Source organism: Shewanella frigidimarina NCIMB 400, assembly GCF_000014705.1.
Classification (GTDB): Bacteria; Pseudomonadota; Gammaproteobacteria; order Enterobacterales; family Shewanellaceae; genus Shewanella; species Shewanella frigidimarina.
The window spans coordinates 1,015,224-1,040,751 of record NC_008345.1; the positions used below are offsets into that span (position 1 = coordinate 1,015,224).

General features: G+C 42.7%; 22 protein-coding genes and 1 riboswitch. Of the genes, 16 read left to right on the plus strand and 6 right to left on the minus strand.

Annotation, left to right across the window (positions count from 1 at the left end; all coding sequences use genetic code 11):
• Nucleotides 1-365 precede the first annotated feature (365 nt).
• Nucleotides 366-1,091 (plus strand): hypothetical protein, encoded by a 726-nt coding sequence (locus tag SFRI_RS04440; protein WP_011636339.1) that lies wholly within the window; start codon nucleotides 366-368, stop codon nucleotides 1,089-1,091.
• Between the two features lie 447 nt (nucleotides 1,092-1,538).
• Here SFRI_RS04440 and SFRI_RS04445 read toward each other — a convergent pair whose 3' ends face one another.
• Nucleotides 1,539-2,582, minus strand: coding sequence for an IS110-like element ISShfr7 family transposase (locus SFRI_RS04445; RefSeq protein ID WP_011636340.1), 1,044 nt, complete (start codon nucleotides 2,580-2,582; stop codon nucleotides 1,539-1,541).
• Nucleotides 2,583-2,969: 387 nt separating this feature from the next.
• Here SFRI_RS04445 and SFRI_RS04455 point away from each other — a divergent pair.
• The 4 genes from SFRI_RS04455 to SFRI_RS20965 all read left to right on the plus strand — a co-directional run bounded on the left by SFRI_RS04455 (nucleotide 2,970) and on the right by SFRI_RS20965 (nucleotide 6,341).
• A protein-coding gene (locus tag SFRI_RS04455; protein WP_086019740.1) for an IS3-like element ISShfr6 family transposase occupies nucleotides 2,970-4,147 on the plus strand; the annotation gives its coding sequence in 2 pieces (ribosomal slippage) (nucleotides 2,970-3,228 and nucleotides 3,228-4,147; 1,179 coding nt in all).
• 434 nt (nucleotides 4,148-4,581) lie between these two features.
• Nucleotides 4,582-5,004 (plus strand): thioredoxin TrxC, encoded by a 423-nt coding sequence (gene trxC, locus SFRI_RS04460; protein ID WP_011636341.1) that lies wholly within the window; start codon nucleotides 4,582-4,584, stop codon nucleotides 5,002-5,004.
• Between the two features lie 94 nt (nucleotides 5,005-5,098).
• The gene (locus tag SFRI_RS04465) at nucleotides 5,099-5,545 is read left to right on the plus strand and encodes a DUF3465 domain-containing protein (RefSeq protein ID WP_011636342.1); all 447 of its coding nucleotides are present in this window, start codon (nucleotides 5,099-5,101) and stop codon (nucleotides 5,543-5,545) included.
• 316 nt (nucleotides 5,546-5,861) lie between these two features.
• Nucleotides 5,862-6,341: a DUF6795 domain-containing protein gene (locus SFRI_RS20965; RefSeq protein WP_011636343.1), complete on the plus strand. Its 480-nt coding sequence runs from the start codon at nucleotides 5,862-5,864 to the stop codon at nucleotides 6,339-6,341.
• Between the two features lie 437 nt (nucleotides 6,342-6,778).
• Here SFRI_RS20965 and SFRI_RS04475 read toward each other — a convergent pair whose 3' ends face one another.
• The 3 genes from SFRI_RS04475 to metH all read right to left on the minus strand — a co-directional run bounded on the left by SFRI_RS04475 (nucleotide 6,779) and on the right by metH (nucleotide 12,718).
• Nucleotides 6,779-7,933: a lipase family protein gene (locus SFRI_RS04475; protein ID WP_011636344.1), complete on the minus strand. Its 1,155-nt coding sequence runs from the start codon at nucleotides 7,931-7,933 to the stop codon at nucleotides 6,779-6,781.
• Between the two features lie 28 nt (nucleotides 7,934-7,961).
• Nucleotides 7,962-8,447 carry a DUF4198 domain-containing protein gene (locus SFRI_RS04480; RefSeq protein WP_150099366.1) on the minus strand — a complete coding sequence of 162 codons (486 nt, stop codon included), beginning with the start codon at nucleotides 8,445-8,447 and terminating at the stop codon, nucleotides 7,962-7,964.
• 554 nt (nucleotides 8,448-9,001) lie between these two features.
• On the minus strand, nucleotides 9,002-12,718 hold the full coding sequence (gene metH / locus SFRI_RS04485) for a methionine synthase (protein WP_011636346.1): 3,717 nt from the start codon (nucleotides 12,716-12,718) through the stop codon (nucleotides 9,002-9,004).
• Between the two features lie 270 nt (nucleotides 12,719-12,988).
• On the opposite strand from metH, the gene SFRI_RS04490 reads away from it, so the two are divergent.
• The 8 genes from SFRI_RS04490 to cobO all read left to right on the plus strand — a co-directional run bounded on the left by SFRI_RS04490 (nucleotide 12,989) and on the right by cobO (nucleotide 20,645).
• Nucleotides 12,989-13,732, plus strand: coding sequence for a histidine phosphatase family protein (locus tag SFRI_RS04490; RefSeq protein WP_011636347.1), 744 nt, complete (start codon nucleotides 12,989-12,991; stop codon nucleotides 13,730-13,732).
• A gap of 97 nt (nucleotides 13,733-13,829) precedes the next feature.
• Nucleotides 13,830-13,950, plus strand: a riboswitch (cobalamin riboswitch).
• Nucleotides 13,951-14,029: 79 nt separating this feature from the next.
• Nucleotides 14,030-14,839, plus strand: a complete 810-nt coding sequence (locus SFRI_RS04495; RefSeq protein ID WP_011636348.1) for an ABC transporter ATP-binding protein — start codon at nucleotides 14,030-14,032, stop codon at nucleotides 14,837-14,839.
• The gene (locus SFRI_RS04500) at nucleotides 14,832-15,938 is read left to right on the plus strand and encodes a FecCD family ABC transporter permease (protein ID WP_011636349.1); all 1,107 of its coding nucleotides are present in this window, start codon (nucleotides 14,832-14,834) and stop codon (nucleotides 15,936-15,938) included. The genes SFRI_RS04495 and SFRI_RS04500 overlap by 8 nt, the downstream gene beginning before the upstream one ends.
• A 129-nt stretch (nucleotides 15,939-16,067) precedes the next feature.
• Nucleotides 16,068-17,123, plus strand: a complete 1,056-nt coding sequence (gene cobT / locus SFRI_RS04505) for a nicotinate-nucleotide--dimethylbenzimidazole phosphoribosyltransferase (protein WP_011636350.1) — start codon at nucleotides 16,068-16,070, stop codon at nucleotides 17,121-17,123.
• Nucleotides 17,124-17,132: 9 nt separating this feature from the next.
• Nucleotides 17,133-17,918: an adenosylcobinamide-GDP ribazoletransferase gene (locus tag SFRI_RS04510; RefSeq protein ID WP_011636351.1), complete on the plus strand. Its 786-nt coding sequence runs from the start codon at nucleotides 17,133-17,135 to the stop codon at nucleotides 17,916-17,918.
• Nucleotides 17,918-18,448, plus strand: coding sequence for a bifunctional adenosylcobinamide kinase/adenosylcobinamide-phosphate guanylyltransferase (gene cobU / locus SFRI_RS04515; RefSeq protein ID WP_011636352.1), 531 nt, complete (start codon nucleotides 17,918-17,920; stop codon nucleotides 18,446-18,448). Before SFRI_RS04510 ends, cobU begins: the two co-directional genes overlap by 1 nt.
• Nucleotides 18,448-20,019: a cobyric acid synthase gene (locus SFRI_RS04520; protein ID WP_011636353.1), complete on the plus strand. Its 1,572-nt coding sequence runs from the start codon at nucleotides 18,448-18,450 to the stop codon at nucleotides 20,017-20,019. Before cobU ends, SFRI_RS04520 begins: the two co-directional genes overlap by 1 nt.
• Nucleotides 20,016-20,645, plus strand: coding sequence for a cob(I)yrinic acid a,c-diamide adenosyltransferase (gene cobO, locus SFRI_RS04525; protein ID WP_011636354.1), 630 nt, complete (start codon nucleotides 20,016-20,018; stop codon nucleotides 20,643-20,645). Before SFRI_RS04520 ends, cobO begins: the two co-directional genes overlap by 4 nt.
• 76 nt (nucleotides 20,646-20,721) lie before the next feature.
• On the opposite strand, the gene SFRI_RS04530 is transcribed toward cobO, so the two are convergent.
• Both SFRI_RS04530 and SFRI_RS04535 read right to left on the minus strand, forming a co-directional pair.
• Nucleotides 20,722-21,531 (minus strand): substrate-binding periplasmic protein, encoded by an 810-nt coding sequence (locus tag SFRI_RS04530; protein WP_011636355.1) that lies wholly within the window; start codon nucleotides 21,529-21,531, stop codon nucleotides 20,722-20,724.
• Nucleotides 21,532-21,680: 149 nt separating this feature from the next.
• Nucleotides 21,681-22,037 (minus strand): winged helix-turn-helix transcriptional regulator, encoded by a 357-nt coding sequence (locus SFRI_RS04535; protein ID WP_011636356.1) that lies wholly within the window; start codon nucleotides 22,035-22,037, stop codon nucleotides 21,681-21,683.
• A 121-nt stretch (nucleotides 22,038-22,158) separates the two neighbouring features.
• Between SFRI_RS04535 and SFRI_RS04540 the strand changes: the two genes are divergently transcribed.
• The 3 genes from SFRI_RS04540 to SFRI_RS04550 all read left to right on the plus strand — a co-directional run bounded on the left by SFRI_RS04540 (nucleotide 22,159) and on the right by SFRI_RS04550 (nucleotide 25,494).
• Nucleotides 22,159-23,520, plus strand: coding sequence for an aldehyde dehydrogenase family protein (locus SFRI_RS04540; protein ID WP_011636357.1), 1,362 nt, complete (start codon nucleotides 22,159-22,161; stop codon nucleotides 23,518-23,520).
• 10 nt (nucleotides 23,521-23,530) lie between these two features.
• Nucleotides 23,531-24,310 carry a 2OG-Fe(II) oxygenase family protein gene (locus tag SFRI_RS04545; protein ID WP_011636358.1) on the plus strand — a complete coding sequence of 260 codons (780 nt, stop codon included), beginning with the start codon at nucleotides 23,531-23,533 and terminating at the stop codon, nucleotides 24,308-24,310.
• A 599-nt stretch (nucleotides 24,311-24,909) separates the two neighbouring features.
• On the plus strand, nucleotides 24,910-25,494 hold the full coding sequence (locus SFRI_RS04550; protein ID WP_011636359.1) for a hypothetical protein: 585 nt from the start codon (nucleotides 24,910-24,912) through the stop codon (nucleotides 25,492-25,494).
• Nucleotides 25,495-25,528 lie beyond the last annotated feature (34 nt).

Below are 25,528 nucleotides of genomic sequence, written 5' to 3' on the forward strand. Positions count from 1 at the left end.
AATGTTGAATGAATAGAGAGTATTTATCAGGATTCTCGCTAATACGCTGTTGAACTAAGCCGCTGCGCGGAGCCAAATCAAGCTTCAATTGACTGTATTACTCGTATTGAATCAGCTAGACTTAAAAAAGATGTGATGGAACACCACAATGACAAGGGAATTTCAATGAAACACGTACAAAACAAGCCACATAATCAGTTCAAAACTGCTCTACAGCCCAGAGCCAGCATCAAAAAAAGCAAATTCCTGTAGCATAAAGCGTACCAATTAACCTGGACTCGGCATCGGCCAAGCCCAACAAGCGATTTATGCCATGCAAACAGCGCAACGCATAAATACTAAAACGTTAGCTTCACAAGGAAAGCATGAAGAACCTAAGATTTAACCGAATCGAGAAGAAAGGTCGAAGTAAATATATTGATGACTTCGGCGGCATTAGGAAATTCGAAGAGTTTGAACATTATGGGTACATCAAATGTAAGCTCGTACATAATAATGATTACTCTGTTGTATGTCCTGATCAAATCTATTTTGAAGCTGGCGGCTCATGGTATTGGATACAACCACTATATTTTTCGGGTAATCAGATAGCTCAGTTCGAAGAATTCGGCCTATGTGATTTGGGTGTAGACATCTCTCATGGTGCATGTCTAAGAATACGCTTCAAAAACGATGATGCTATATCGTGGCTAGAGGATGGAAGTATTCTTTATAAGTGCTCTATAAAAGGCCCTAAATACCTGTACCAATATCGTACAGGAGACGCAAAAATTGATGATAATATTCCTTATATAAAGCTGTATCATCATACTAGTCGAGAGGCGAAAGATGCCATAAAGCAAGGAGGCGAATATTGGTCTTCAAGGTGGAATATTCAGGGAACAAAGAAGTCCACAAATATAAGCTATTTGTATCTCACATCTCTTCCTAAAATATCAAATATTGATGATTTGACACAAATTGCAATGTCCTCACAGGGTAAACTAGCTTTCAGAGTCGATAGTAATTTCACCAATGTCCCAGACCTAGTGCTCGATGTATACCGTGAATCGACACATATGAGCCTTCCACCAGTCAATAGGCGAGCCTAACTTATTTGACTGCTTTTGCAGTCAAATTAAAATCAATCAACAAATTCATCTACTTCGTCTGTCATTTAGCTGTCAAATCATCGTTTACAGCAAACACATATAGAGGCTCTCTTAGTGCGATCTTATCGCTGCCTGACTCTTTTCAATCCGTTGAAATATCAGGGGCACTAGACATTTATCGGTTAACCCTAAGATGGCACTATTCAAGTCAGAGGTGCTTTTTGCACAGTTAGTTTCAGGCTCATTTAGGGTGTAAACGACTTTGTTGATTGTATTTATCAATGCGCGCCAATAAGGTGTCTAATCAAGGCAATGTAGCTTAAATAGCATTTGGCATAGTGATGATGGTGAGAAGTCATTGCTTCATTAGCCACATCATTCACGGTCATGCTCGCTTCTCTTTTTAAGAGTATCTAGTTAGACGTTCAGCTCACCTTATTGCGCGACTTATCCTTTTAAGAATCGTTGTTCATCAAACACCGTTTTGTTCTTCAGCATGAAATAGACGCAGCGACCAAGCTTATGTGCCAGTGCAGACAACGCCTTTGCTTTACTCATTCGTTTTTGTAATCGATTAAGGTAGTTACGTGCTTTGTCATTGCCTCGCAGGTACAGCACCGCTGCTTCTGAGAATGCCCATTTCAAATGAGCATTACCGATTTTATTGCCATTGGTACCATAGGTTTTACCCGCTGATTCTGCTTTGCATTTGACCAATCGAGAGTATGAAGCAAACTTTTGTACTGACTCAAATCGACTGATATCACCGATTTCATAGAGGATTGTCAGTGACAAAATCTTGCCAATACCTGGTACTGTTTTCAGTAATTCTAAATAGACGGGATTATGATTTTTGGCCTGTTTTTCAATGAACCATTCAACCTGTGCGAGTTCCTTTGCATAACAATCAAGTAGTGCCATGTCTAAATCAATGTTGCGTTGTACGATAGGATCTTGATATTGCTCGCGAAGTTTTTTTCTTGCAGAGATGTTTTTAAGGTTAAGTTCAGTGGCAGGTAAATTGTATTGGCTGTTGGTGTTAACCACATGACCTTTGAGCATGGCCCCGTGACGGACAATCTTCATTCTTCGGCGCAGTAGATCACGAGCTGCGCGCATTTCACTTGGATAATCATAAGCTATTGGAAAGTTACCACCACGCAGTAGTGTGGAAATTTTAAAGGAATCGACTTTATCATTTTTGGTTTTACCACCGTGAATCGCCTTCATATAAAGCGCATGACCTAAGATAAAATCAATCCCAAGTTCAGCACACCAGTCTGACACCCAATACCAGCAATGCATGCACTCAACCCCGACAATTACATTGCCGATATAAGGTTCTAGAATGAGTAATAAGTCATCTTTACTGGCACCTATCTTTTTATGAGCTACAACTTCCCCTTTAGAATCAATGATACAGACATAAAGTAAACGCGCATGTAAATCGATACCACAGTAGTATGGATGTGAGTTATTATAAAATCTCATTGAGCTTTCTCCTGTTGGTTTAGTCACCTTAAGCATACCGCTGATGCGGCTTGCTAGGGAGGGGGCTCAATGAGTATCAAGGCGCTGCTGTTGGACAAATTTTCCGATACGCTCCAAATTTGCCGCAGAGCGCGGCGTTAACGACTCTCATAGTCATAATTTTCCTAATGGCAGTAGGCTAAAACTCTAAAACGTTTCTGTCCACAAACGAGTTAGTAACGCTTGCAAAAGCCTAAATTCAACTCTGAACTTGAGGCCGTTGAAGAAAATAGCGTGAGCTGGCCATGGCCTTTCCCGCACATCCATGTGCCTCTGTAGTGGCATAGTTATTTTGGCCACCTAAATAGAGGTGATATTATTACCTCGTACATGACTTTAGGTGAACACATGAGATCGATAACCAGAAAAACATTTAGTGCTGAATTCAAACTTGAAGCAGCCCAATTAGTCCTCGATAAAAACCATAGCATCATCGAAGCAGCAAAGGCGATGAACGTGGGTAAATCAACCATGGATAAATGGGTGAGACAGTTAAAACTAGAACGCCAGGGTGGCACGCCAAAAGCCTCTCCCATTACCCCTGAACAAATTGAAATCCGTGAACTGAAGAAACAGGTAGCCCGTCTTGAGGAGCATAATCTTATTCTAAAAAAGGCTACCGCTCTCTTGATGTCAGACTCGATGAACAATTTACGCTGATCAGCGCACTCAAGCAGAGCCACTCTATTCTCACAATTTGTAATGCATTCAAAGTGCATCGAAGTAGCTATAAATATTGGCTAAAAAGAAAAGAACATATCGATGCTGACTTTACTATTTTATGCAGTGAAGTGAAGGCCGCGCATCGTATTAGTAATGGCTCTGCCGGTGCTAGAACGATAGCGCAATTAGTGACTAACAAAGGGATTAATCTCAGTCGTTATCGAGCCCGTAATCTAATGAGAAAGCTTGGATTATTAAGCTGTCAGCAGCCTAAGCATTCTTATAGGAAAGCTGCACAAGAGCATGTAGCGATCCCAAACACGCTTAATCGACAGTTTGCAGTAACTCAACCAGATCAAGTGTGGTGTGGCGATGTGACGTATGTTTGGGTCGGTAATCGTTGGGCATATTTAGCCGTTGTTTTAGACTTATTTTCCCGCAAACCTGTTGGGTGGGCTTTGTCATTATCGCCTGACAGCGAGCTGACCTCTAAAGCCTTGAAAATGGCATTTGAGTTAAGGGGGAAACCTGAGAATGTGATATATCACAGCGACCAAGGTTCACATTACACAAGCTTGAAATTCAGACAGTTATTATGGCGTCTTCAGATTGAGCAAAGCATGAGTCGTCGCGGGAATTGTTGGGATAACGCACCAATGGAGCGTTTCTTTAGAAGTTTGAAATCTGAATGGGTACCCGCAAGTGGCTATGGGAATTTTACAGAAGCAGACAAAGCGATCACAAATTACATCACTGGATATTACAGTGAAACTAGACCCCATCAATATAATGGTGGGTTAACTCCAAATGAGTCAGAACGTTTATATTGGAATGACTCTAAAACCGTGGCCAATATTACTTGACCACTACACTCAAGGCATTCCGACATCCTGTCAATCAGATGCCTGCTAGCTTTCGCGGTACAGGATGTACCATCGAAAGCGTTAGGATTTTCGAGTAAGGCCGAAGACGTTATAAACGAAGTCCAAAGCTGGATTAATTTCCGTCGCAATTTTTCGCTGCTATTGTTTGGTTAAAAAGCGTAAAAGTTGCCGGAAGGCTGAGGGTTTGCAAAGGGGTACAAGCGTTTTACCCCTTTGCTCTGGTGTGGGTGAAGCGCCACGACGTTGGTGGGCGCAGGCCATAAAGCGAATTAATCCGGCAGGGTGGAACCTTGCGATGTTAAGCGTTGATGGCAGCAGGCCATAATATAATAAATTAAAACGATTATTCGTTTAACACACCAACAAGGTTTATGATTGAAGAGTCTCGATAATGAAGTTGATGAGGTCTAATCATGATAATAGCTTGCCCCCATTGCGATACCTTAAATCGCGTACCGGAAGAACGTCTTGAGCAACAACCAACCTGTGGGAAGTGTAAACAAAGCCTATTCGTTGGTGAACCGATAGAGCTTACTGCTGCCAATTTTAGCCACCATGCTAATAAATCAGAGTTACCACTGGTGGTCGACTTTTGGGCCAGCTGGTGCGGTCCGTGTAAAAACTTTGCGCCGGTATTTACTCAAGCAGCCAAGAAATGGGAACCTAAGTTTCGTTTTGGTAAACTTAATACTGAAGAACAGCAAACCTTAGCTGGGCAATTCAATATTCGCTCGATCCCAACCCTGATGGTATTTAAACAAGGCAAAGTGCTTGCACAACAATCCGGTGCTATGCCTGCATCATCATTTAACCAATGGCTAGAGTCGATTAAATAGATTTTGGACGTTAGATTACTCATTAAAAACGCGATAAACTATCGCGTTTTTGTTTAGCTTTATTTTGATTGTTGTTTAAAAGGAATTGATAAACATGAAAAAAATCTTAGTTATCTGTTTACTTGGTCTCGCGATATTTGGCTTTTTGGATCAAAAGGGTCAAACAACTCAAATTGTACAAAACGTTTACGCTGGCTATACCGCTGGCAGTGATAGTGCGTTACAAAATGCCATTGATAATAAGCAGAGTAACCTTCAAATCGGTGGTTCAGGGGATGTGGTAAAAATACTTTCAGATGATCTTAAAGGCAGCCGCCACCAACGATTTATTCTAAAAATAGCCAGCGGCAACACGCTATTAGTTGCCCATAATATTGATTTAGCCCCACGGATAGAAAACTTAAATGTCGGTGATACCGTCGAATTTTACGGTGTTTATGAATTTAATAACAAAGGTGGCGTCATCCATTGGACTCACCACGACCCACGCGGCCAACACCCTGGCGGCTGGCTAAAACACAATGGCAGCACTTATCAATAAACCGCAGCTTTAATAGTATCCAAACAAAGCAAAGTCCTCGGGCAACAATCTGGTGCATGCCAATATCATCAGTTTACCAATTGCTAGAGTCGATTCAGTCAATTTTTATTAACGCATGGATTCTATATTGTTAATTTATATACAAGAATGGAATTACTAATTTAATGTTTATAGTGTATTTGTTACATCCAATAGGACTATAGATTACAAAAGATTTTTTGGCTAAAATTAGGTTCTCAATAAGTAGTAAAGACTAGTTTTATCTCTATTTTACTAACGGATATGTATTTGTATCGCTGAGCAAGAGGTTGGGAGGATGTTAAAAAATATTATTGATAAATATCGTTATTTTTTATTATTTACGGTTTCGTTATGTTTATCTGTAATCGTTTTTTTTTCATATGCTTATCCTGAAGGAGATGAAACTGTGTTCGGATTTTTGAAACGATATGACGTTGAGTTATCGGCTCCTGTGAAAGGGCGTATTACCCATAATGGCATTGCAGTTTCGGGTATGGAGGTTGTTAGAGAGCTCTCCTATGGTGGATATGATAAAGGCGAACCGATTATTGACTATGCACTAACCGATACAAATGGTGAGTTTTCATTTAACGAGGTTAAAGTTAAGTCAAATGCCCCAGGTAATATTTTTGGACAAGATGCTCGTCTTAGGCAAGAAATTTACATTAAGAAAGATCTTGACGAGATTAAAGATGGGGAAGATAAGTATTACTGGCTTTGGTTTATAAGTAAAAATTGGACTTCAGTACCTTATTTAAATCAGTATTTAATGTAATTAAATGCAGACTTACAAAACAAAGAATTACAATATGAAGTCGATTTAACTCAGTTTGGTTTGAGGTCAAGCCAACCAATAGCCTCTATTTGTTATTGGGAAGGTGAATTGTTTTCTGTTTATTATGGTGAAGATTTAGAAGAGATTACGAGTTTTGATAATTTAAAAGAGTAAATTGATTTATTTTCTCTACTTACTTTAAGGGGAGTGTAAACTTTATTTGAACATCATACATTTCTTAATCCAGTCAGTAAAGATTATCAATATGAAGTAAAGTGTAATGTTTGGTTAATAGCGTTTATGAGTCTATTACCTATAAATCATGGTTCTGTTGATGGGATAAGAGATTACTCAGGTATTAGATATATAAATAAAAGATCCCGGTCACTGATTATATATTGCAGCGACAAGGACCTTAATAATGTCATTATTGTTTATTACTTGTGTACAGATTTAATCGCTTCTTTGACACTACTATATAAGCGTGCAAGCATTTTATTGAAAATGGCTCGAATAGTGGCATAAGTTAAGTCAACTACGGTAGTCACTACTGCCCCTGCAAAAGCTAACATATGACCGAGTAGTCCTCTGACATCGTCGGCAAAAGAACTTGCTGCAGCAGCAATTTTTTCAAGGGTTTTGGCGACGAGATCGTAGAATGTCAAACCGTAAGATGCCGTCGCTTGCGCTACAATTGCGCCATAATATCCAGCTTCTTTTAAGACCGTAATTAATGCTGCGCTGAGTTTGTCGCTCCACTGGTCTGAATAGCTTGCTTGATTACGGTTTTCATAACGTAATTTAACCGGTTGTAAATATTCGCTAGCTTTAACATGTAAATGGCCCCAATGCTCAGTGTTTGCAGAGACTAAATAACCTGGTTCAGCCCCAGCTTTAGGATCCATACCATGAGCACTAATCCTCAAACCTTGACTGTTGTCTAGGCGATATTCAACACCTTGATAAGGCGCATGAATAAAAGGCCATAAAGGCACTTTAGGGACTACATCAGCGCCGTGTGTGCAACGAAAAATTTGATTTAATCTATGGGTGTTAGCCGAGGCAAAACCTTGTTGTCCAACTCTTGGGGAGCCAAAAGTGTATAAATTAATATTTGAAGCGTAATTATTAACAGATGCCCAGTCTGCAGCTAGTGAAGCTAGTGCGCCACCTAAGCTATGACCGACAAAATGTATCGCTTTACCAGGATTTGAGATACGCCACTTATCCAAAAAAGTCGCAATTTGTTGTCTTAGTGAAACAAAAGCATTATTAAATCCAGCGTGCACTATTTGGTTACCATCACCGACGCTTAAACCAAGTTGCGCATTGGTTCCCCAATCTGCAATAAGCTGAGTACCACGAATAGCGATGATTGCATCTCCTAGGTATTGTCCTTTACCTAATCCCATCACGGCAAAACCCGACTGGCGATTAAAAATAAATCCGCCTGTTTTTCCTATACCTTTGCTATTAATGGCAAAGTATTTTTCTATGTAGGTATTTCCAAATATGTCAGCATCCTCTGCATCAATTAAACTATAAACATTTGCTGCTAGTTCTGACGCTAACTTAGGCGATAATTGATTCATAAACTGTCCTTGTCATTTAATGGCTTTATTAATCGTATTTTTCTCTTTTCTGTACTTCCAATCGTTCTAATTCTGGCCAGCGACAAATACTCAATACCTGATAGCGCACAACACCACTAGGGAACGCTTCATCAATGATTTCATTTTTAACTTCTTCATTTGATACGTCGCAGTTTAATTGCGTCAACCTTTCAGCTAAATATGAAATATGTTTTTCGCCTGTAGATACCGATAGCCAAAGTCTTAGATCTGAATGACTTCCTTCAGCGATTTTAATCGTTTGAGATACACGTGTTTCTGCAAAAGGCTTATTTGGATGTGCTGTGCTGTAAATGATTTCAGGAAAGCTAAATTTTCCATCAGCGTCTGTAGTGGTGTAGTCCCATTCTTTTTCTTCCATGACACCAGAGTATTGATAACCTCTTTTTAGCTTAATACCGGCTAGAGGTTTTCCCTCATGGGTTAAGCTACCTATCACTTCAGGAAACACTTCGACATCGACTTTTTTAAACATGCTAAACATTGACTCCTCCGAGTAGCAACTAACGGCGACGATGAGAGTCAGGAATGCAAAAATCCCAATATATGCTCTATAGACCATAGATGAAGCAACTCCCTGCTTTTTAATTCATATGATTATTTTTTAAACGAAGTTATTGTAGAGTGATTCTTTAAGGGTATCTATTATTATAAATGACTATTTTTTATAGTGTAATGATGGAAAGGGTATGTCCGGTTGAGATCTTTTTACTTTATCCAGCAGTAAATTAAATTGAGAAGATCAAAGACGTTTTAAGTTATTTATTGTAAAAACGACGAAGCTGGATCCCGGCTAAAATGCATTGCCGGAATAACGCTTGATTTGACCCGTGCTGTATGGAGCCTTTTGACCAAAATCCAAACCAAGTTTGGACATAAAAAAGAGTAACCGTGATGACTCAAGGTTACTCTTTATTTTTAATTACTCTCTAATTGCGAGTACTTTTTATTCAGAAGCACTATCTACTCTGGGTCTCTCTCTATTCAGGATCTCTTTCTACTCTTGATCTCATTCTATTCGAAATAAATCTATTCGGGATCATAGTCCAATATCGGTGACAACCATTTCTCTGCTTCTGCCAACGTCATGCCTTTGCGCTGGGCATAATCTTCAACCTGATCTTTACCAATATTAGTCACGCCAAAATAGCGTGATTTCGGATGGGCAAAGTACCAGCCAGATACCGCTGCCGTTGGGTACATGGCAAAGCTCTCGGTGATGTTCAAATCGATAGTTTCATCGGGTTTGAGTAAATCCCATAACAAGCCTTTTTCAGTGTGGTCGGGGCATGCTGGGTAACCTGGTGCTGGGCGAATGCCTTTATAACGTTCGCGAATTAACGCTTCATTGTCGAGTACTTCATCCGCAGCATAACCCCAAAACTCTTTACGAACACGTTCGTGCATGCGCTCGGCAAAAGCTTCGGCTAAACGGTCTGCTAAGCATTTGAGCATAATCGCGTTGTAGTCATCGTGATTGGCTTCAAAGCGGGCAACATGTTCATCAATACCGTGCCCCGTCGTTACCGCAAAACCGCCCATGTAATCAGCAACGCCTGAATCTTTTGGGGCAACAAAGTCTGATAAACAGAAGTTGTCGTTACCCACGCGTTCAAGCTGCATACGTAGATGATGAGTGGTCATTTCCAATGTGGTGCGGCTTTCATCGGTATACAGTTCAATGTCGTCATGGTTGACGGTATTGGCTGGGAATAAACCGATTACTGCTTTGGCGGTAAGCCATTTTTCAGCAATAATTTGCTTCAGCATGGCTTGGCCATCAGCAAACAATTTAACCGCTTCTTCGCCGACGACTTTGTCTTTTAAAATTTCTGGGTAATGGCCGTGCAACTCCCAGCTTCTAAAGAACGGTGTCCAATCGATACGTTCAACTAAGTCTTCTAGTGGGTAGTCTTCAAACACTTGGCGGCCTAATACATTAGGCGTGAATGGGGTGTAGCTGTCCCAGTCGTGTTTGCAACGGTTTTCGCGCGCCGCTTCAATCGACACGATGGTTTTACGCTTGGTTTGCGACAAACGTTTCTCACGCATCATGTTGTATTCTGCGTAGGCTTCGTCGATGGTGGCTTGACGAGTGGCGTTATTAATCAGTTTCGACACCATAGGCACGGCGCGAGATGCATCGGCAATGTAAATGGCACCGTGTGGATAATGCGGGGCTATTTTTACTGCAGTATGAATTTTAGAGCAGGTTGCACCACCAATAATTGCAGGGATGGTTAAGCCTTCACGATGGAAGGTTTTCACGTTGTGAACCATTTCATCCAAACTTGGGGTGATTAAACCTGACATGCCGATGATGTCGATATTATGCTCTTTTACTGCATCGAGAATTTTATCGACCGATACCATCACTCCAAGGTCGACCACTTCGTAGCCGTTACAGGCCAGTACCACACCGACGATATTTTTACCGATGTCATGCACATCACCTTTTACGGTGACCATTAAAATTCGCCCGTTTGACTGGCCTGCCACTTTTTCGAGTTCGATATAAGGATTAAGGTAAGCGACGGCTTTTTTCATTACCCGAGCCGATTTAACCACTTGCGGTAAAAACATTTTGCCCGCGCCAAATAAGTCGCCGACCACGTTCATGCCGTCCATTAACGAGCCTTCGATAACATCGAGCGGGCGCACGGCTTCTAGGCGAGCGGCTTCGGTGTCTTCATCAATAAATTCGGTAATGCCTTTAACCAATGCGTGCGACAAACGTTTGGATACCGGCCAACTACGCCAAGCTAAATCTTCTTTTTTGGCCACTTGTGAGCCGTCGCCTCTAAAGCTTTCAGCGATGTCGAGTAGTTGTTCGGTGTTACTTGAGTCGGCAACCGGGCAAGGTAAGTTTTGGACTACGTTTTCAACCCGTTTTTTCAGCTCTGGGTCAATATCATCGTATATGGCTAACTGACCTGCGTTAACAATACCCATGTCCATGCCTGCTTGAATGGCATGGTATAAAAATACCGCGTGAATGGCTTCGCGTACTGGGTTGTTACCACGGAACGAGAATGACACGTTAGACACGCCACCGGAGATCATCGCGTGTGGCAAGGTGGCTTTGATGTCTTTTATCGATTCGATAAAGTCGACGGCATAGTTGTCGTGTTCATCGATACCGGTGGCAATGGCGAAGATATTGGGATCAAAAATAATGTCTTCTGGTGGAAAGCCAACCACATCGACCAAAATGCGATAAGCACGGGTACAAATTTGGGTTTTACGCTCACGAGTATCGGCTTGGCCGTCTTCGTCAAAGGCCATGACAATGGCGGCAGCGCCATAGCGCTTCACTAAGGTAGCTTGCTCAATAAACTTGGCTTCGCCTTCTTTCATCGAAATAGAGTTAACAATCGACTTGCCTTGAACACATTTAAGGCCCGCTTCTATCACTTCCCATTTTGATGAGTCAATCATGATTGGCACACGCGAGATGTCGGGCTCAGAGGCGATTAAGTTTAAAAACTTCGCCATAGACGCTACGCCATCGAGCATACCTTCGTCCATGTTGACGTCGATAATTTGCGCGCCATTTTCAACTTGCTCGCGCACGACATCTAACGCTTCTTCGAACTTTTCTTCTTTAATTAAGCGTAAAAATTTAGCCGAACCGGTCACGTTAGCGCGCTCGCCGACGTTCACAAATAACGAGTTTTTATCGATGGTAAGTGGTTCTAGGCCAGATAAACGACACGCGACTGGAAGATCTGGGATCTGTCTTGGTTCATGTCTGAGTACTGCTTCACGAATGGCATTAATGTGAGCCGGTGTGCTGCCACAACAACCACCGACAATATTGAGCATGCCTTCTTGCGCCCATTGATTAATGACTTCGGCCATTTCTTCTGGGGTTTCATCATAGCCGCCAAATTCGTTGGGTAAGCCAGCATTTGGGTGGGCGGAAACATAACATTCGGCAATACGTGACAATTCTTCAACGTACGGGCGTAACTCTTTAGGCCCAAGGGCGCAGTTAAGGCCAATCGATAACGGCTTGATGTGGCGTAAAGAGTTATAAAAGGCTTCGGTTGTTTGGCCGGTTAGTGTGCGGCCTGAGGCGTCGGTAATAGTGCCCGAGATCATAACGGGTAAGCGATCGCCAAGCTGATCGAATACTTTTTCAATCGCGAACAGGGCGGCTTTGGCGTTTAAGGTATCAAAAATGGTTTCAACCATAATGATATCGGCGCCGCCTTCAATTAAGGCGCTGGTTGATTCGACATAAGCTTCGACTAATTGGTCGAAACTGACATTACGAAACCCAGGGTCGTTAACGTCTGGGCTGATAGAACAGGTACGGTTGGTTGGACCTAATACACCGGCAACATAACGTGGTGAACCGGTTTGTGCTGCTACTTCATCTGCTGCTTGGCGGGCGACTCGGGCGCCAGCAAGGTTAATTTCAGCGGCCAGTGACTGCATATCGTAGTCGGCCATGGCAATGGTGGTGGCATTAAAGGTGTTGGTTTCAATAATGTCGGCACCGTTTAACAGGTACTGAGTATGAATATCTTTAATGATTTGCGGTTGGCTGAGTACTAATAAGTCATTGTTGCCTTTAACATCGCAATGCCAATCTTTAAAACGCTCACCACGATAATCTTCTTCTTCCAACTTATAGTCTTGGATCATGGTGCCCATGGCGCCATCTAGAATCACAATACGCTGCGCTAACAATGCATTAAGTTGTTTAAGTGTTTGACTGTAAGAAGTCGATTTCGCCATAACAGTTACCTTTTTATCACTATGTTGCTTGATACCTTGATTGAGATAAGCATACCCTTATTTTTACAATAGTAGGGCGATAACATCATTGTTGTGTTCAACGGTCATTTGCAATGGTTGCGTTAACCGTTGCAGACAACTGCCGTGGACAATTGTTGTGTACAATGATTATCTTCTAAATGATTACCTGTTAAGATAGTATTTTAGACATATAAACGTATAGACGTCCATAGTACGCGAATTTTTACTGCCAGAGCAAGGCTGAATTAAATGAAACAAGCCAAGATAATTTTAATGCGCCATGGAGAATGCGAAGGTGGGTCTATATTTCGCGGCCAAACCGATGTAAAACTTACCGACACAGGGATGGCCCAAATGCAGCAAGCATTTGCAGAGCTGCAATTCCCCATTAGCCATGTGTTTAGTTCACCATTGCAACGGTGCCAGCAATTCAGCCAGCCTTTAACGCAGCGATTAACATTACCGTTAATGACGATACCAGCACTGCAAGAAATTGATTTTGGTGTGTGGGATGGGCAATCGTTTGATGCAATTTACCAGCAAAACCCCGCTAAATTTGATGCCTATTGGGATAACCCATGGTCGGCTGAAAGCACGCCAGATAAAGCCGAGTCGGTGATTGATTTTGCTGCGCGAGTGGAGACCGGGCTTATGAGCGTGGTCGATGAACTGTGGCGCTCATGTCAACAGCAGCACTCTTGTTTACTGTCAATCGACGAACAACAAGGGCAAAACGTGCCGCAAACCGCTCAAGCTGTCGATTGCCCCCATGCGTTAGTGATTACTCACGGCGGCGTTATGCGCTGCTTAATGGGCTATGTGCTTAAGGTTGGCCAATCTAGCGGATTATTCGCTAACCTAGCGATCCCCTATGCTGCTATTATGGTGCTCGATGTATATTGGCCTGATGATGTTGATAAGGTTGACGCTTTTCAAGTGACTGCAATGAATAACAATACCGCTAAAGTGAGCTTTACATTACATTGGCCGTAACATTTCATGAGCTTAACGTTACAACCCTAGTGTCACCATTTTTCGCTATAATTTGCATAATAGCGTGCGTCATAATTGTCGTAATAATCTGCGTCGTAACCATAGTGCCTTTCAAGGTATTGGGAATTGGGATAAGCCCAAACTGTACCCGCAACTGTAGATGTACCCATCGAGTATGGGGACATAAGTCAGATACCAGCTTTGAATAGCCTCAATATCCATGCCTAAGCGGGTGACTTAGGGGAGTTATTAAATAAATGTTTGTGTTAAATAATTGGACATGGCGGGCTAACTTTCATGTCTGAATCTGTATTAGATGTAAATCATCTTTTTTGGCAAGTCGATAATAAAACGATTCTGGCGGACATTCATTTCAGTTTGCCTAAAGGTCAAATGCTAGGGTTAATAGGCCCAAATGGTGCAGGAAAGTCGAGCCTGTTGCGCTGCTTGTATCGTTATATTGTGCCAACCAGTGGCGATATTGAGATATTTTCTAAACCCATCAGTGAGTATTCCTCTAAGTTGTTAGCGCAGAATATTGCTGTGGTGCAACAAGATACCCCGCACTATTTTGACATGACTACCGAGCAGTTAGTGGCGATGGGGCTTACTCCGCATAAAGGCTTATTTGACTCAAACACTGCCCAAGACCGTGAACGTGTGGTGAGTGCCTTAACCAAAGTTGGATTGCAGCAAAAAGCCCAACAACAGTATGAACTGTTATCTGGTGGTGAAAAACAACGCGCCCTTATTGCCCGCGCCATTGTGCAACAGCCGCATATTCTAATTTTAGATGAACCGACTAACCACTTAGATATTCGTTATCAAATTCAAATCCTTGAACTGGTTAAATCATTAGGCATTAGTGTTATTGCTTCTATACACGATCTGAATTTAGCCAGTGCAATGTGCGATAAATTACTGCTACTCGACCAAGGGCGATTAATTGCTAAAGGTACTCCAACAGAAGTGCTAACCGAACGGCAAATTAGTGAGGTGTTTGGTGTGTGCTGCGACATTAATCTTCACCCACAACACGGTAAGCCGCTGATTAGTTATTTTTATGGTTACCAACCGAGCCCGAAAGGATGCCCCGATCATGATTGATGCATCGCAACGTCGCTACTATGTTTGTTTCAGTCTGTTGGTATTGGCTACGCTGCTTACCCCGATATTTGCCGCCAGTTTTGGGGCGGCCAACATTCATCTTAATGACGTATTAATGATATTTAATACCTTATTAGGCGGCGACATGCCGAGTGCGATTGATGGCAGTGAACATGCGGTTACGATAACCCAACGTATTGTGCTTGAATTACGCTTACCGCGAATTTTGTTGGCCTTTGTGGCTGGCGCAGGGTTATCTATAGCCGGCAGTGTTTTACAAACAGTGACCCGCAATCCGTTAGCCGACCCGTATTTATTTGGCATTAGCTCCGGGGCGTCATTTGGTGCGGTGTTAGTGGTGTCGTTATTCAGCCAAACCGGTTTATTTGCCGAGATGTTTTCTGGAGTATTGACCATAGCACCAAGCTTTACCGCACAACCTTGGTGGTCTTGGTCGACATTAAGTATACCGATAGGAGCATTCATCGGCGCCAGTTTATCAGTGCTGGTAGTGTTTATGTTATCGGGACCTGGTCGAAGTAGCCAGGTTGAACGTATGTTGCTGTCTGGTGTGGCAACGTCGTTTCTATTTGGCGCATTGACCAGCTTGCTGTTGTATTTTTCGACTCCACAGGCTGCGGCGTCAGTACTGTTTTGGAGCTTAGGCAGTTTTGCTAAAGCCAGTTGGTCTAATTTACTCTTACCCAGTGTGACGGTAGGGGTTAGTTTATTGGTTATGTTGGCGTTCAGGCGGCAAATTATGGCGCTGCAAGCGGGTGATGAAACGGCTCATACATTAGGAATAAATGTCGCTAAATTGCGCTTAAGTATGCTGTTACTGTGTTCGCTTATTACGGCAATGTTGGTGGCAACTTGTGGTGGCATTGGTTTTGTTGGTTTGATGATCCCGCATACGGTTAGGCTATTATTTTCCGGACGTCAGCCGATGATCTTAACCGCGATGTTGGGTGGCTTATTTATGGTGTGGATTGACGTGATAGCACGATGCATTTTATTTAACCAAGAATTGCCTGTCGGCATTATTACTGCTGCATTGGGCAGCGTATTTTTCTTGTTTATTTTGCGTCAACGCCGTTAAACGCTAAGCCTTTTGATAAGTACTTCTCTAATCACTTTAATAAGCGTTTAGAGAGGTACTTTTATAAGAATTGGATGAGTGCTGCAATACATCATATTGAATTTATCTGCCCAAATTGCTGGAGTTTTCATGTTTGTCATAGAAGCTGTTAAGTCAGATGTTGATGCCAATATTCAACATAAGATTAATCAAAAAACCAAACCATTAGGGGCGTTAGGGCAACTAGAATCTTTGGCATTACAAATTGCTCGGGTGCAGTACCGCGGCGATAAACAGTCGTTAAGCACACCGCTGCAAATCACTAAGCCAACGATGTTAGTGTTTGCTGCTGACCATGGTATTGCCGCTTACGGCGTGTCGATTGCGCCAAGCGAAGTGACCACTCAAATGGTGCATAATTTTGTCCAAGGCGGCGCGGCAATTAATGTGTTTTGTCGCCAAGTTGGGTTTGAGCTTGAAATTATCGATTGCGGAATATTACAACCGCTTACAGGCCAAGCAAATGTTATCGACCAACGCTTAGGCGCAGGGACTAAAGCAATGCATTTAGCGGCGGCTATGCCACTTGAAAAAGTCGCCCAAGGTTTTGAATTTGCTCGACAGTTGGTTGCTCGCCATATTGATGTTGGGTGCAATTTAATTGCTTTAGGTGAAATGGGTATCGGCAATACTTCTGCTGCGACTGCGGTAATGTCAGCTATGCTCAATATTGATGTTGAGCAATGTGTCGGTCGAGGCACGGGAATAGATGATGCAACTTTGGTGATCAAAACAAAACTCATTAACCAAGCACTTGATTTACATCAACATGAGTTAGTTTCTCCTGAAGCAATTTTGGCTCACGTTGGCGGTTTTGAAATAGTGCAAATGACCGGGGCGATACTGGCGGCTGCGGAACAAAAAATATTAGTGGTGATTGATGGTTTTATCGCTACTGCTGCAGCATTAGTTGCGGTAAAATTATCTCCACAATCAAGAGACTATTTAGTTTTTGCTCATGAGTCGCAAGAGCAAGGACATAAGCTTCTGTTACAACAGCTACAAGCAACACCATTGTTGTCGCTGGGATTAAGACTTGGAGAAGGCACTGGCGCTGCGTTGGCGTTACCGTTAATTCAAGCTGCGGTGAATTTTTACAATCAAATGGCCAGTTTCGATGATGCTGGCGTTAATAATGTGGTTTAAGGGAACAACATGTCTGGCGAGATAAAATGGTTGCGGCAGTTAAATTTATTTTTTGTGGCGATGAGTTTTTTTACTCGGATCCCCGTTCCATCGTGGGTGGTGATTGATAGCGATAAGCTCAACAAAGCTAGCCGTTATTTTGGTTTAGTGGGTTTACTCATTGGCTTAATTTGTGCGTTGGTATTTTGGCTCGCACAGCTGATTTTACCAGCAAGCATTGCCATTTTATTAGCCATGGTGGCGGGTGTATTAGTGACCGGCGCCTTCCATGAAGACGGCTTAGCCGATACCGCAGATGGTTTTGGTGGTGGTTGGACGGTAGAAGACAAGCTGCGCATCATGAAAGATTCGCGTTTGGGCAGTTATGGTGCCTTGTCGCTGGGATTAGTGTTATTGCTAAAATGGCAATTGCTAGTCGAACTGGCTTTATATAGCCCCATGGCGGCGGTAAGTGCGCTTGTAGCAGGCCATACACTTAGCCGTGTTGTGGCATCAAGCTTGATTTTTAGTGAGCAATACGTCCGTGATGACGACACCAGCAAGTCAAAGCCGATTGCCCAAGATCAGCAATTAAATGATTTATTTATTTTAATCGCCAGCGGTATTTTTGTGTTGTTATGGCTTAATGGTGTCGCGGCATTTGTGCTGTTTATTACCTTGTGGCTAGTTCGCATTTTGTTAGGCGGCTTTTTCCGTAAACAAATTGGTGGCTACACCGGTGACACACTAGGGGCTGCGCAGCAAATCAGCGAAGTGTGTTGTTACTTAGTTATTTTAGCGGTTGGATTAAGCTAATGATTCATTTGGTGTTGGGCGGTGCTCGTAGTGGTAAAAGTCGATATGCAGAGCAATGTGTAGCGGAATACGCTGCTATTGGTTATTCCTGTGTTTACTTAGCCACAGCAACAGCATTAGACCATGAAATGTCTGCGCGCATTAATCAACACCAACAAGACCGTATGTCCAGCGCCCATAGCTGGACATTGCACGAGCAAGCTTATGACGTTGGCCAAACATTGTTGGCGATAGATAAACCACAACAAGTCATATTGCTCGACTGCCTGACGTTATTATTAACCAATCATTTATTGTTAAATGACGGCGCCTCGTGGGCCACGCAAAAGTCATTACTCATCGATAGTTTGTCTGCTTTGCAAAGCGATGTGGTGTTAGTCAGTAATGAAGTGGGCTCGGGCATAGTTCCCATGGGTGAGTTAAATCGTCGTTTTGTTGATGAAGCGGGCTGGCTCAACCAAGAAATAGCCGCAATTTCTGACCAAGTCACTCTAGTGGTTGCAGGCCTGCCGTTGGCTTTAAAAGCATAATGTCATTGGTTGACGATCAATCTCCAAAAGCCCCAACATTTCGTGGCGCATTAATGGTGCAAGGCACCACCTCTGATGCAGGTAAAAGCACGCTTGTAGCAGGTTTATGTCGTTTATTTTCCCGTCAAAACATTAATGTCGCGCCTTTTAAACCACAAAATATGGCGCTAAACAGTGCTGTAACTGTCGATGATGGTGAAATTGGCCGAGCCCAAGCATTGCAAGCTATTGCTTGTGGTTTAGCGCCCCATACAGATTTTAATCCGGTGTTGTTAAAGCCAAGTTCTGATACCGGTGCCCAGGTGATTATTCACGGTAAGGCGCTGACAACATTAGAAGCCAAGGCCTTTTTCGGACCCGAGAGTCATGGTTATAAAACCTTAGCGTTAGCGGCAGTGATGCAATCTTACAGGCGTTTACAGCAACAATATTCGTTAGTGGTGATTGAAGGGGCGGGTAGTCCGGCAGAAATCAATTTACGTGAAGGCGATATTGCCAATATGGGCTTTGCCGAAGTGGCCGATTGCCCGGTGATCATTATTGCCGATATTGATAAAGGCGGCGTGTTTGCCCATTTAGTTGGTACGTTGGCGTTATTAAGCCCGTCTGAGCAAGCGCGAGTAAGAGGCTTTGTGATAAATCGTTTTCGCGGCGACATCAGCTTGTTGCAGCCAGGTATTGATTGGCTTGAAGCCTATACCAATAAACCCGTATTAGGCGTATTACCTTATTTGCACGACCTACATCTAGACGCGGAAGATGCGTTAATTGATACCCCTAAAAACTCATTATCAACAGCATTATCTGCCAGCCAGCGTTTGTCTGTATTGGTGTTAGTGTACCCAAGGATCAGTAATCATACCGACTTTGACCCACTGCGTTTACACCCGCATATTGATTTTCATTATGTGAGTATGCAGACCATGGCTCAATCATCCCATTGGCCCGCAGCAGATTTAGTCATATTGCCTGGCAGTAAAAATGTCCGTGCAGATTTAGCTTTTGTGCGCGAGCAAGGTTGGGATATTGCCTTAAAAAAACATTTACGTTATGGCGGCAAAGTCGTCGGCATTTGCGGCGGTTACCAAATGCTCGGTGAATTAATTGATGATCCTTTAGGCATTGAAGACAGTGCCGGTTGCAGTGACGGATTGGGCTTATTACCGATTACGACCGTATTAACTGCCAGCAAAACCTTAACTCAAGTAAGGGGTCACTTACGCTTACAAGACCAGCAGGCAGAGTTTAGTGGTTACGAGATCCATTGTGGTGAGTCTTCACTCACTCAAAGCGACGTTATCCAGCCGCTGTCGATTGAACACTATGCCCAGCAGCCAATGGCTATCACCAAGCTTGATGGCATGGTGAGTAATGACCAACAAATTTTAGCGACCTATGTGCATGGATTATTTGATCATCCCGCTGCATGCCAACTTATTTTGCAATGGGCTGGCTTAGACAGTCGCCATGCTATCGATATTAACCAAATCCGCGAGCAGCAACTAAATCGTCTTGCAGACGTATTAGAAGCGCATTTGGACATGAATACATTGAAAGGAATAATCTCATGACAACTGATAACCAACAAACTAGTGCTATTGATGCAAGCAAAGCTGAACGTCATAAAGCTCGTCAGCAGAAAGTCAAAGTGGGCGTAGATGCTAAAATTGCCGCCGCTCAAGATGAAAAAGGTATTTTGTTAGTATTAACTGGTAACGGTAAAGGCAAATCTACTTCAGGTTTTGGTTCAATTACCCGCGCTGTAGGCCATGGCCATAAAGCGGCAGTGGTGCAATTTATTAAAGGCACTTGGGCTTGTGGTGAGCGTAATTTACTCGAAGGTGCTGGAGTGCCGTTTCATGTAATGGGCACCGGCTTTACCTGGGAAACTCAAGATAAAGAAAAAGATACCCAAGCCGCAATGGAAGCCTGGCTTGAAGCAGAAAAGTTGCTTAAAGACGAATCGATTAATATGGTGCTGCTTGATGAGCTGACTTACATGGTCAGTTACCACTATATCGAACTTGAGCGAGTATTAACGGCATTAAGAAATCGCCCACCAATGCAACACGTAATTATTACAGGCCGTGCTTGTCATCGTGACATCATTGAATTAGCCGATACGGTCAGCGAAGTACAACCGATTAAACATGCGTTTAACGAAGGTATTAAAGCGCAGTTAGGGTTTGATTATTAACAATTGATGTTGCTGAAACCATACATTGGTTTCAGCAACAAGAGCCAGTTAAATAGACAGTGGTTCCATCGTGGTTTTACGATGATTTATCAGGCTTAGTTGTTATTGGGCTCACTTCCTGAGTTGCTGTTTGTTGCGATACGGGCTCAGGAAACCATTTTTTTACCAGAAGCTCGAACTGACCATTTTGTTTAATTGTATCAAATGCATGTTGCATCATTTCCAGTAACTCAATCCGAGTCTCTTTATGGGTTGCTAGACCTAGTTCGACATTATTATAAACATACGCCACTGTGAAATCAGACTGTTTAAGCCCAAGTGCTTTTACCGAACCGGATAGACCGATATTATTATTATTAATTAAATCCACGCGTTCAAAATAAAGCATTTTCAGTGCTTTTGTTTGATTTGAAACTAAATATACATTTGGGTGTTTATGTTGAATATTTAGGCTGTCGAGTGAAATGTCACCTCTAGGCAATGCTAGCGTGTAACGATTAATATCTTCTTTGCTATCAATATTGATGTCAGATCGAGAAGCTTTTTTGTAAATAGCATTTTGCACCGTATAAAAATCGATTACCCACTTAAACTGCTGTAAACGTTTTTCGGATTTACCGATTGAAAAAATAAAGGTATCAGGATTTTTTGCTGCATTTTTATATGCCCGATTCCAAGGCATGATTTGAATATTGATATCAAAATCGAGGTATTGCTGGGTAGCATGTAACACATCAATCGAAAATCCAACCAACTCTCCTTGGGGATTTAGCGACTGAAATGGAGGATAGCTTTCAGTGTAAAAAGTGACGGCGGGTCTAGCATTTGAAACCGGCGAACTGAAAAATGTAATGACCAAAATCACCACAGATAAGTAACGCAACATAAATAACAACACCTTAAATTAAGGCTTCCATGCATTTCATATCCGTAATTGGGGCAAGTTTAACATATTGTAATAATATTGTGATCATTAAGCTTTTTATTGTCAGATAATTAATTTTTGTGGTGAACTACAGGCCATAGTTGTTTTTACTAAACAATGTATTCATCAGCCCAGTCTTTTAAGCGTTCTAAAATATCCAATGCAGTGCGACCAAGTTCGGTAATGCTATAAGACACAGCAATAGGTCGATCACTAATCACATGGCGAGTCACGAGTCCTTGAGATTCTAATTCTTTAAGGCGTTGGTCGACCATTTTTTTACTTGCCCCGCCTAGCATGCGCGATAAATCATTAAATCGAACTGGACCATCTTGCAGGTGCCATAAAATGGATGCTTTCCATTTACCGCCTAATACACGCATACCGCGCTCGACCGAGCAGGGTTCAGCACAAGCGTTGATAACTTTTTTTTGACCATTAGTCATTGTTTCAATTTTAGTTTTCATAAATTTAACTTAAATTATTCTAGGTTACTAAAAGTATACTGGTTGCTTTTGTATTCCATTGTATCAAAATAGGCAGTAATTAGACTAGCGTCACTTTAGTACCATTAAGGAATGTTTCTCCATGGCAGTATTAACCTCTTACGATCCCGCGAGCTATCACTATGTTGGTGAACACATTGAAGCCACTGCGGTCGGTAGTGTCGAAACAACCGCTATTGAGCAATTACCTACCGTAATAAACAATGCGAAGGTTGCTCAAAAGGCATGGGCAAGCTTGCCTTTAATAGAGCGTCAGCAGTATGTGGTAAAAGCGTATCAACAATTGCACGCAGTGCAAGATGAGCTGGCGACACTTATTGGCCAAGAAATGGGTAAAGATTATCGTCGGGCCACTTATGAAGTCGGCGGTACATTACAAAATGCAGGCTATTTTGCCAGTGAAATCGGTGATGCATTAGCCACCGAAGATGTGGGGAATCGCACTGAATTACAATATCGTCCTTTGGGTGTGGTAGCCGTGATTTCGCCATGGAATTATCCACTTGCGATGGCCAATAACTTATTAATGCCTGCGTTAATTGCAGGTAATAGTGTGGTGTTAAAGCCGTCTGAAGAAACCCCGCTGGTAGCTGAGTTATTTATTAATACACTTAACCAGGTGTTACCACAACACGTGCTGCAGGTGGTTCAAGGTGGCAAAGCCCTTGGTCAAGCATTAGTGGCGGCAGACATTAACATGGTGGCGTTTACTGGGTCTATGGCCGCAGGTAAACACATTATGGCCAATGCGGCGTCTGGCTTAAAACGCCTAGTGATGGAGCTTGGCGGCAACGATCCTATGATTGTGATGGCGGGTGCCAATATGGATGCCGCGGTGCGCTTTGCTGTAGCCAGTTCGTTTGAAAATGCAGGGCAAATGTGTACCTCAACTGAACGTGTTTATGTGGATGAGCGTATTGCCGATGAGTTTGAGCAAAAAGTGGTAGCGCTTGCCAGTCGGTATCGTGTTGGTGCATGGGATGGTGCAAATGTGAATATTGGTCCAATAGTCAATCCAATCCAACATCAAAAAGTGCTTGAGCAGTTAAAAGATGCCAAAGCCAAAGGAGCGAGCTTTTTATTGGGCAGCGATGATTATGCATTACCGTTTATTCAACCCACGGTAGTCAGTAACATCACCCCACAGATGCAACTCGAAACAGAAGAAACCTTCGGGCCTGTTGTCGCCATTAGTCGCTTTGGTGACATTGATGAAGCCATTAGCCGTGCCAATAACAGTCATTATGGTTTAGGTGCAGTGGTATTTGGTGGCCCTAGTGCGAATGCCGTTGCCGATCAGCTTGACGCTGGCATGGTAGGGGTTAACCAAGGAGTGGGCGGCGGAAATGCCCCTTGGGTTGGTGCAAAGCAAAGTGGTTTTGGTTTTCATGGCACGGCTGCTGGGCATAGACAATTTGCTCAAGTACGTGTGATCAGTCGTTAAGGTGAATGTAATGAATAATACAACAGAAAATGGCCAATACTTTGTCGCAGCTTTTGAGCCAGGAGCAGAGCATCCAGCGTTACCAACATGGGCAAGCTGTAACGACAATGGTGCAGAGCTAGCCTTATCCGCTCCTAGTACCGTGAGTAAAAAGCCGTTAACGGATGTACCTGGGGCATTTCAATTATTAAATGTACTGAGCGCTGATGAATGTCAGCGACTCATTTCTGTCAGCGAAACTATGGGGTTTTTACCTGACGCTGCGGTGTCTTTACCGCGCAATGTGCGTCATAACGACAGCTTAACCTGGGTAGTCGATAACACCACCGAACGGCTTATTTGGGATCGTATTGCAGGGGTAATGACCGACGATTTAGGCATTTTTGAAGGTAAAGCCGCGCTGGGATTAAATAATCGTTTCCGTTTTTATCGCTATAACGAAGGTGATTATTTTAAGCCGCATTCAGATGGTTCGTGGCCGGGCAGCCAAGTTATTGATGGCGAGCTTGTGCGTGATGCTTTTGGCGATCGATACAGCCAACTCACATTTTTGATATTACTGACCGAAGACTTTGAAGGCGGTGCGACACGCTTTTTAGTCAATGCCGACAAGCCAAATTTACCAGCAAAACACGGCGATAATATGCGCCAAGTTGATGTGCGAACACCTGCGGGAAGCGTGTTGTGTTTTCCTCATGGCATGCACCCGCTGCACTGTATACACAGCTCTGAGCCGATTTTCTCTGGGGTTAAATACATTATCCGCACCGATGTGTTGTTTGAGTTATAGCACTGGCAATCTTTTAACCTTTATTTTCACAACAGGTTGGCTTGACGACAAGCCAGCCCGTTTGTGAGTTGTTCTACTTTTAGTGGGGTAAAGCACAAGGTTCGCTCAGTTTGAGCCGTTGTTGTATTTTTTCTCCTTGCTTAATCCTCGCTGAATTAAGCAGATGATTCGCAATCAGCCATGTTTTTTCTGCTCAATATAAACACGCTTTTATCAAACTTACTCGCATATCATTTTCAGCAATGAACTTATATAAAGCTGATCAAATAAGCTTACTCTTCGAGAGGGCTATTGTAATGGCGAATACTCGTCAAATAAAATTATCAGCGTCAATCGCATATGGCATGGCTAGGATTATCATTCAGTAGCAGTGACTAAAGCATATTGATTGTTAGTGGTGAAGCGGTGTAACAAATCGATCAATAAAACAGATAAAAAGTCGGTTAATTTTTTATTATTGAGTTTATCAATCGGCGCTTTACCCCCCTGAGAACACTGGAATTCATTAACGCGATTTAATGTGCCGCAGTACTTGCTATTTGACTGACTAAACTATCTAATTGCGCCGCTTTCCCAACCACATATATAGAGATGTTTACATGAGATCAGTACTGTGTAGTTTGTTTGTTGTCAGTGTTATTAGCTTATCAGGATGCGCTGCACCGCAGAATAATTTTGCGTCAAAAGTGAAAGCGGAAGGTGAGCAACACTTAGACTTATCTCAGCAGTGGGAACAAGGACAAAAAGACCTCAAGAAAGGTAACAGTTTATTAATCGATGGGCGTGAGTTAATCGGAAAAGGTAAAAACCAAATCCGTGAAGGTGAAGCGTTAATAGCACAAGCCAAACAAGCCGCGCAGCAACAACGTCAACTATTTCAATCGATGGCTAACACGTTAAACAGCGCTCAAAATGGTGCCCGTGCAGTAGTGTTAGTTGATAGATTGGATGATGTAGCCGATCTCTGGGAAGATGCCGATGATAAGTATGCTGATGGTAAAGAACTTATTGAAGACGGTAATACCAACCTTGCTAAAGGTGAAAGTTCAATTGAACAAGGCCAAAACATGGTGACTAGCGGCCGTAGTAGAATGCAACAAGCGGAATCTACCTACCAACAACGTACTGGTAAAGGTTTAGTTGAGCAAATGCATTTAGAAGAACAAGCTAGTGAATTTAATTAGTCCGAGCTAATCTAGCTTGAGTTCATCTAATTTG

Coding starts and splice junctions, on each gene's coding strand:
- SFRI_RS04530 (WP_011636355.1), bottom strand. CDS start 21,531: ATGTTGCGTTACTTATCTGTGGTGATTTTGGTCATTACATTTTTCAGT.
- SFRI_RS04445 (WP_011636340.1), bottom strand. CDS start 2,582: ATGAGATTTTATAATAACTCACATCCATACTACTGTGGTATCGATTTA.
- SFRI_RS04510 (WP_011636351.1), top strand. CDS start 17,133: ATGTCTGGCGAGATAAAATGGTTGCGGCAGTTAAATTTATTTTTTGTG.
- SFRI_RS04540 (WP_011636357.1), top strand. CDS start 22,159: ATGGCAGTATTAACCTCTTACGATCCCGCGAGCTATCACTATGTTGGT.
- SFRI_RS04500 (WP_011636349.1), top strand. CDS start 14,832: ATGATTGATGCATCGCAACGTCGCTACTATGTTTGTTTCAGTCTGTTG.
- SFRI_RS04490 (WP_011636347.1), top strand. CDS start 12,989: ATGAAACAAGCCAAGATAATTTTAATGCGCCATGGAGAATGCGAAGGT.
- SFRI_RS04440 (WP_011636339.1), top strand. CDS start 366: ATGAAGAACCTAAGATTTAACCGAATCGAGAAGAAAGGTCGAAGTAAA.
- SFRI_RS04520 (WP_011636353.1), top strand. CDS start 18,448: ATGTCATTGGTTGACGATCAATCTCCAAAAGCCCCAACATTTCGTGGC.
- SFRI_RS04495 (WP_011636348.1), top strand. CDS start 14,030: ATGTCTGAATCTGTATTAGATGTAAATCATCTTTTTTGGCAAGTCGAT.
- cobU (WP_011636352.1), top strand. CDS start 17,918: ATGATTCATTTGGTGTTGGGCGGTGCTCGTAGTGGTAAAAGTCGATAT.
- SFRI_RS04550 (WP_011636359.1), top strand. CDS start 24,910: ATGAGATCAGTACTGTGTAGTTTGTTTGTTGTCAGTGTTATTAGCTTA.
- metH (WP_011636346.1), bottom strand. CDS start 12,718: ATGGCGAAATCGACTTCTTACAGTCAAACACTTAAACAACTTAATGCA.
- cobT (WP_011636350.1), top strand. CDS start 16,068: ATGTTTGTCATAGAAGCTGTTAAGTCAGATGTTGATGCCAATATTCAA.
- trxC (WP_011636341.1), top strand. CDS start 4,582: ATGATAATAGCTTGCCCCCATTGCGATACCTTAAATCGCGTACCGGAA.
- SFRI_RS20965 (WP_011636343.1), top strand. CDS start 5,862: ATGTTAAAAAATATTATTGATAAATATCGTTATTTTTTATTATTTACG.
- SFRI_RS04465 (WP_011636342.1), top strand. CDS start 5,099: ATGAAAAAAATCTTAGTTATCTGTTTACTTGGTCTCGCGATATTTGGC.
- cobO (WP_011636354.1), top strand. CDS start 20,016: ATGACAACTGATAACCAACAAACTAGTGCTATTGATGCAAGCAAAGCT.
- SFRI_RS04545 (WP_011636358.1), top strand. CDS start 23,531: ATGAATAATACAACAGAAAATGGCCAATACTTTGTCGCAGCTTTTGAG.
- SFRI_RS04535 (WP_011636356.1), bottom strand. CDS start 22,037: ATGAAAACTAAAATTGAAACAATGACTAATGGTCAAAAAAAAGTTATC.
- SFRI_RS04475 (WP_011636344.1), bottom strand. CDS start 7,933: ATGAATCAATTATCGCCTAAGTTAGCGTCAGAACTAGCAGCAAATGTT.
- SFRI_RS04480 (WP_150099366.1), bottom strand. CDS start 8,447: ATGTTTAAAAAAGTCGATGTCGAAGTGTTTCCTGAAGTGATAGGTAGC.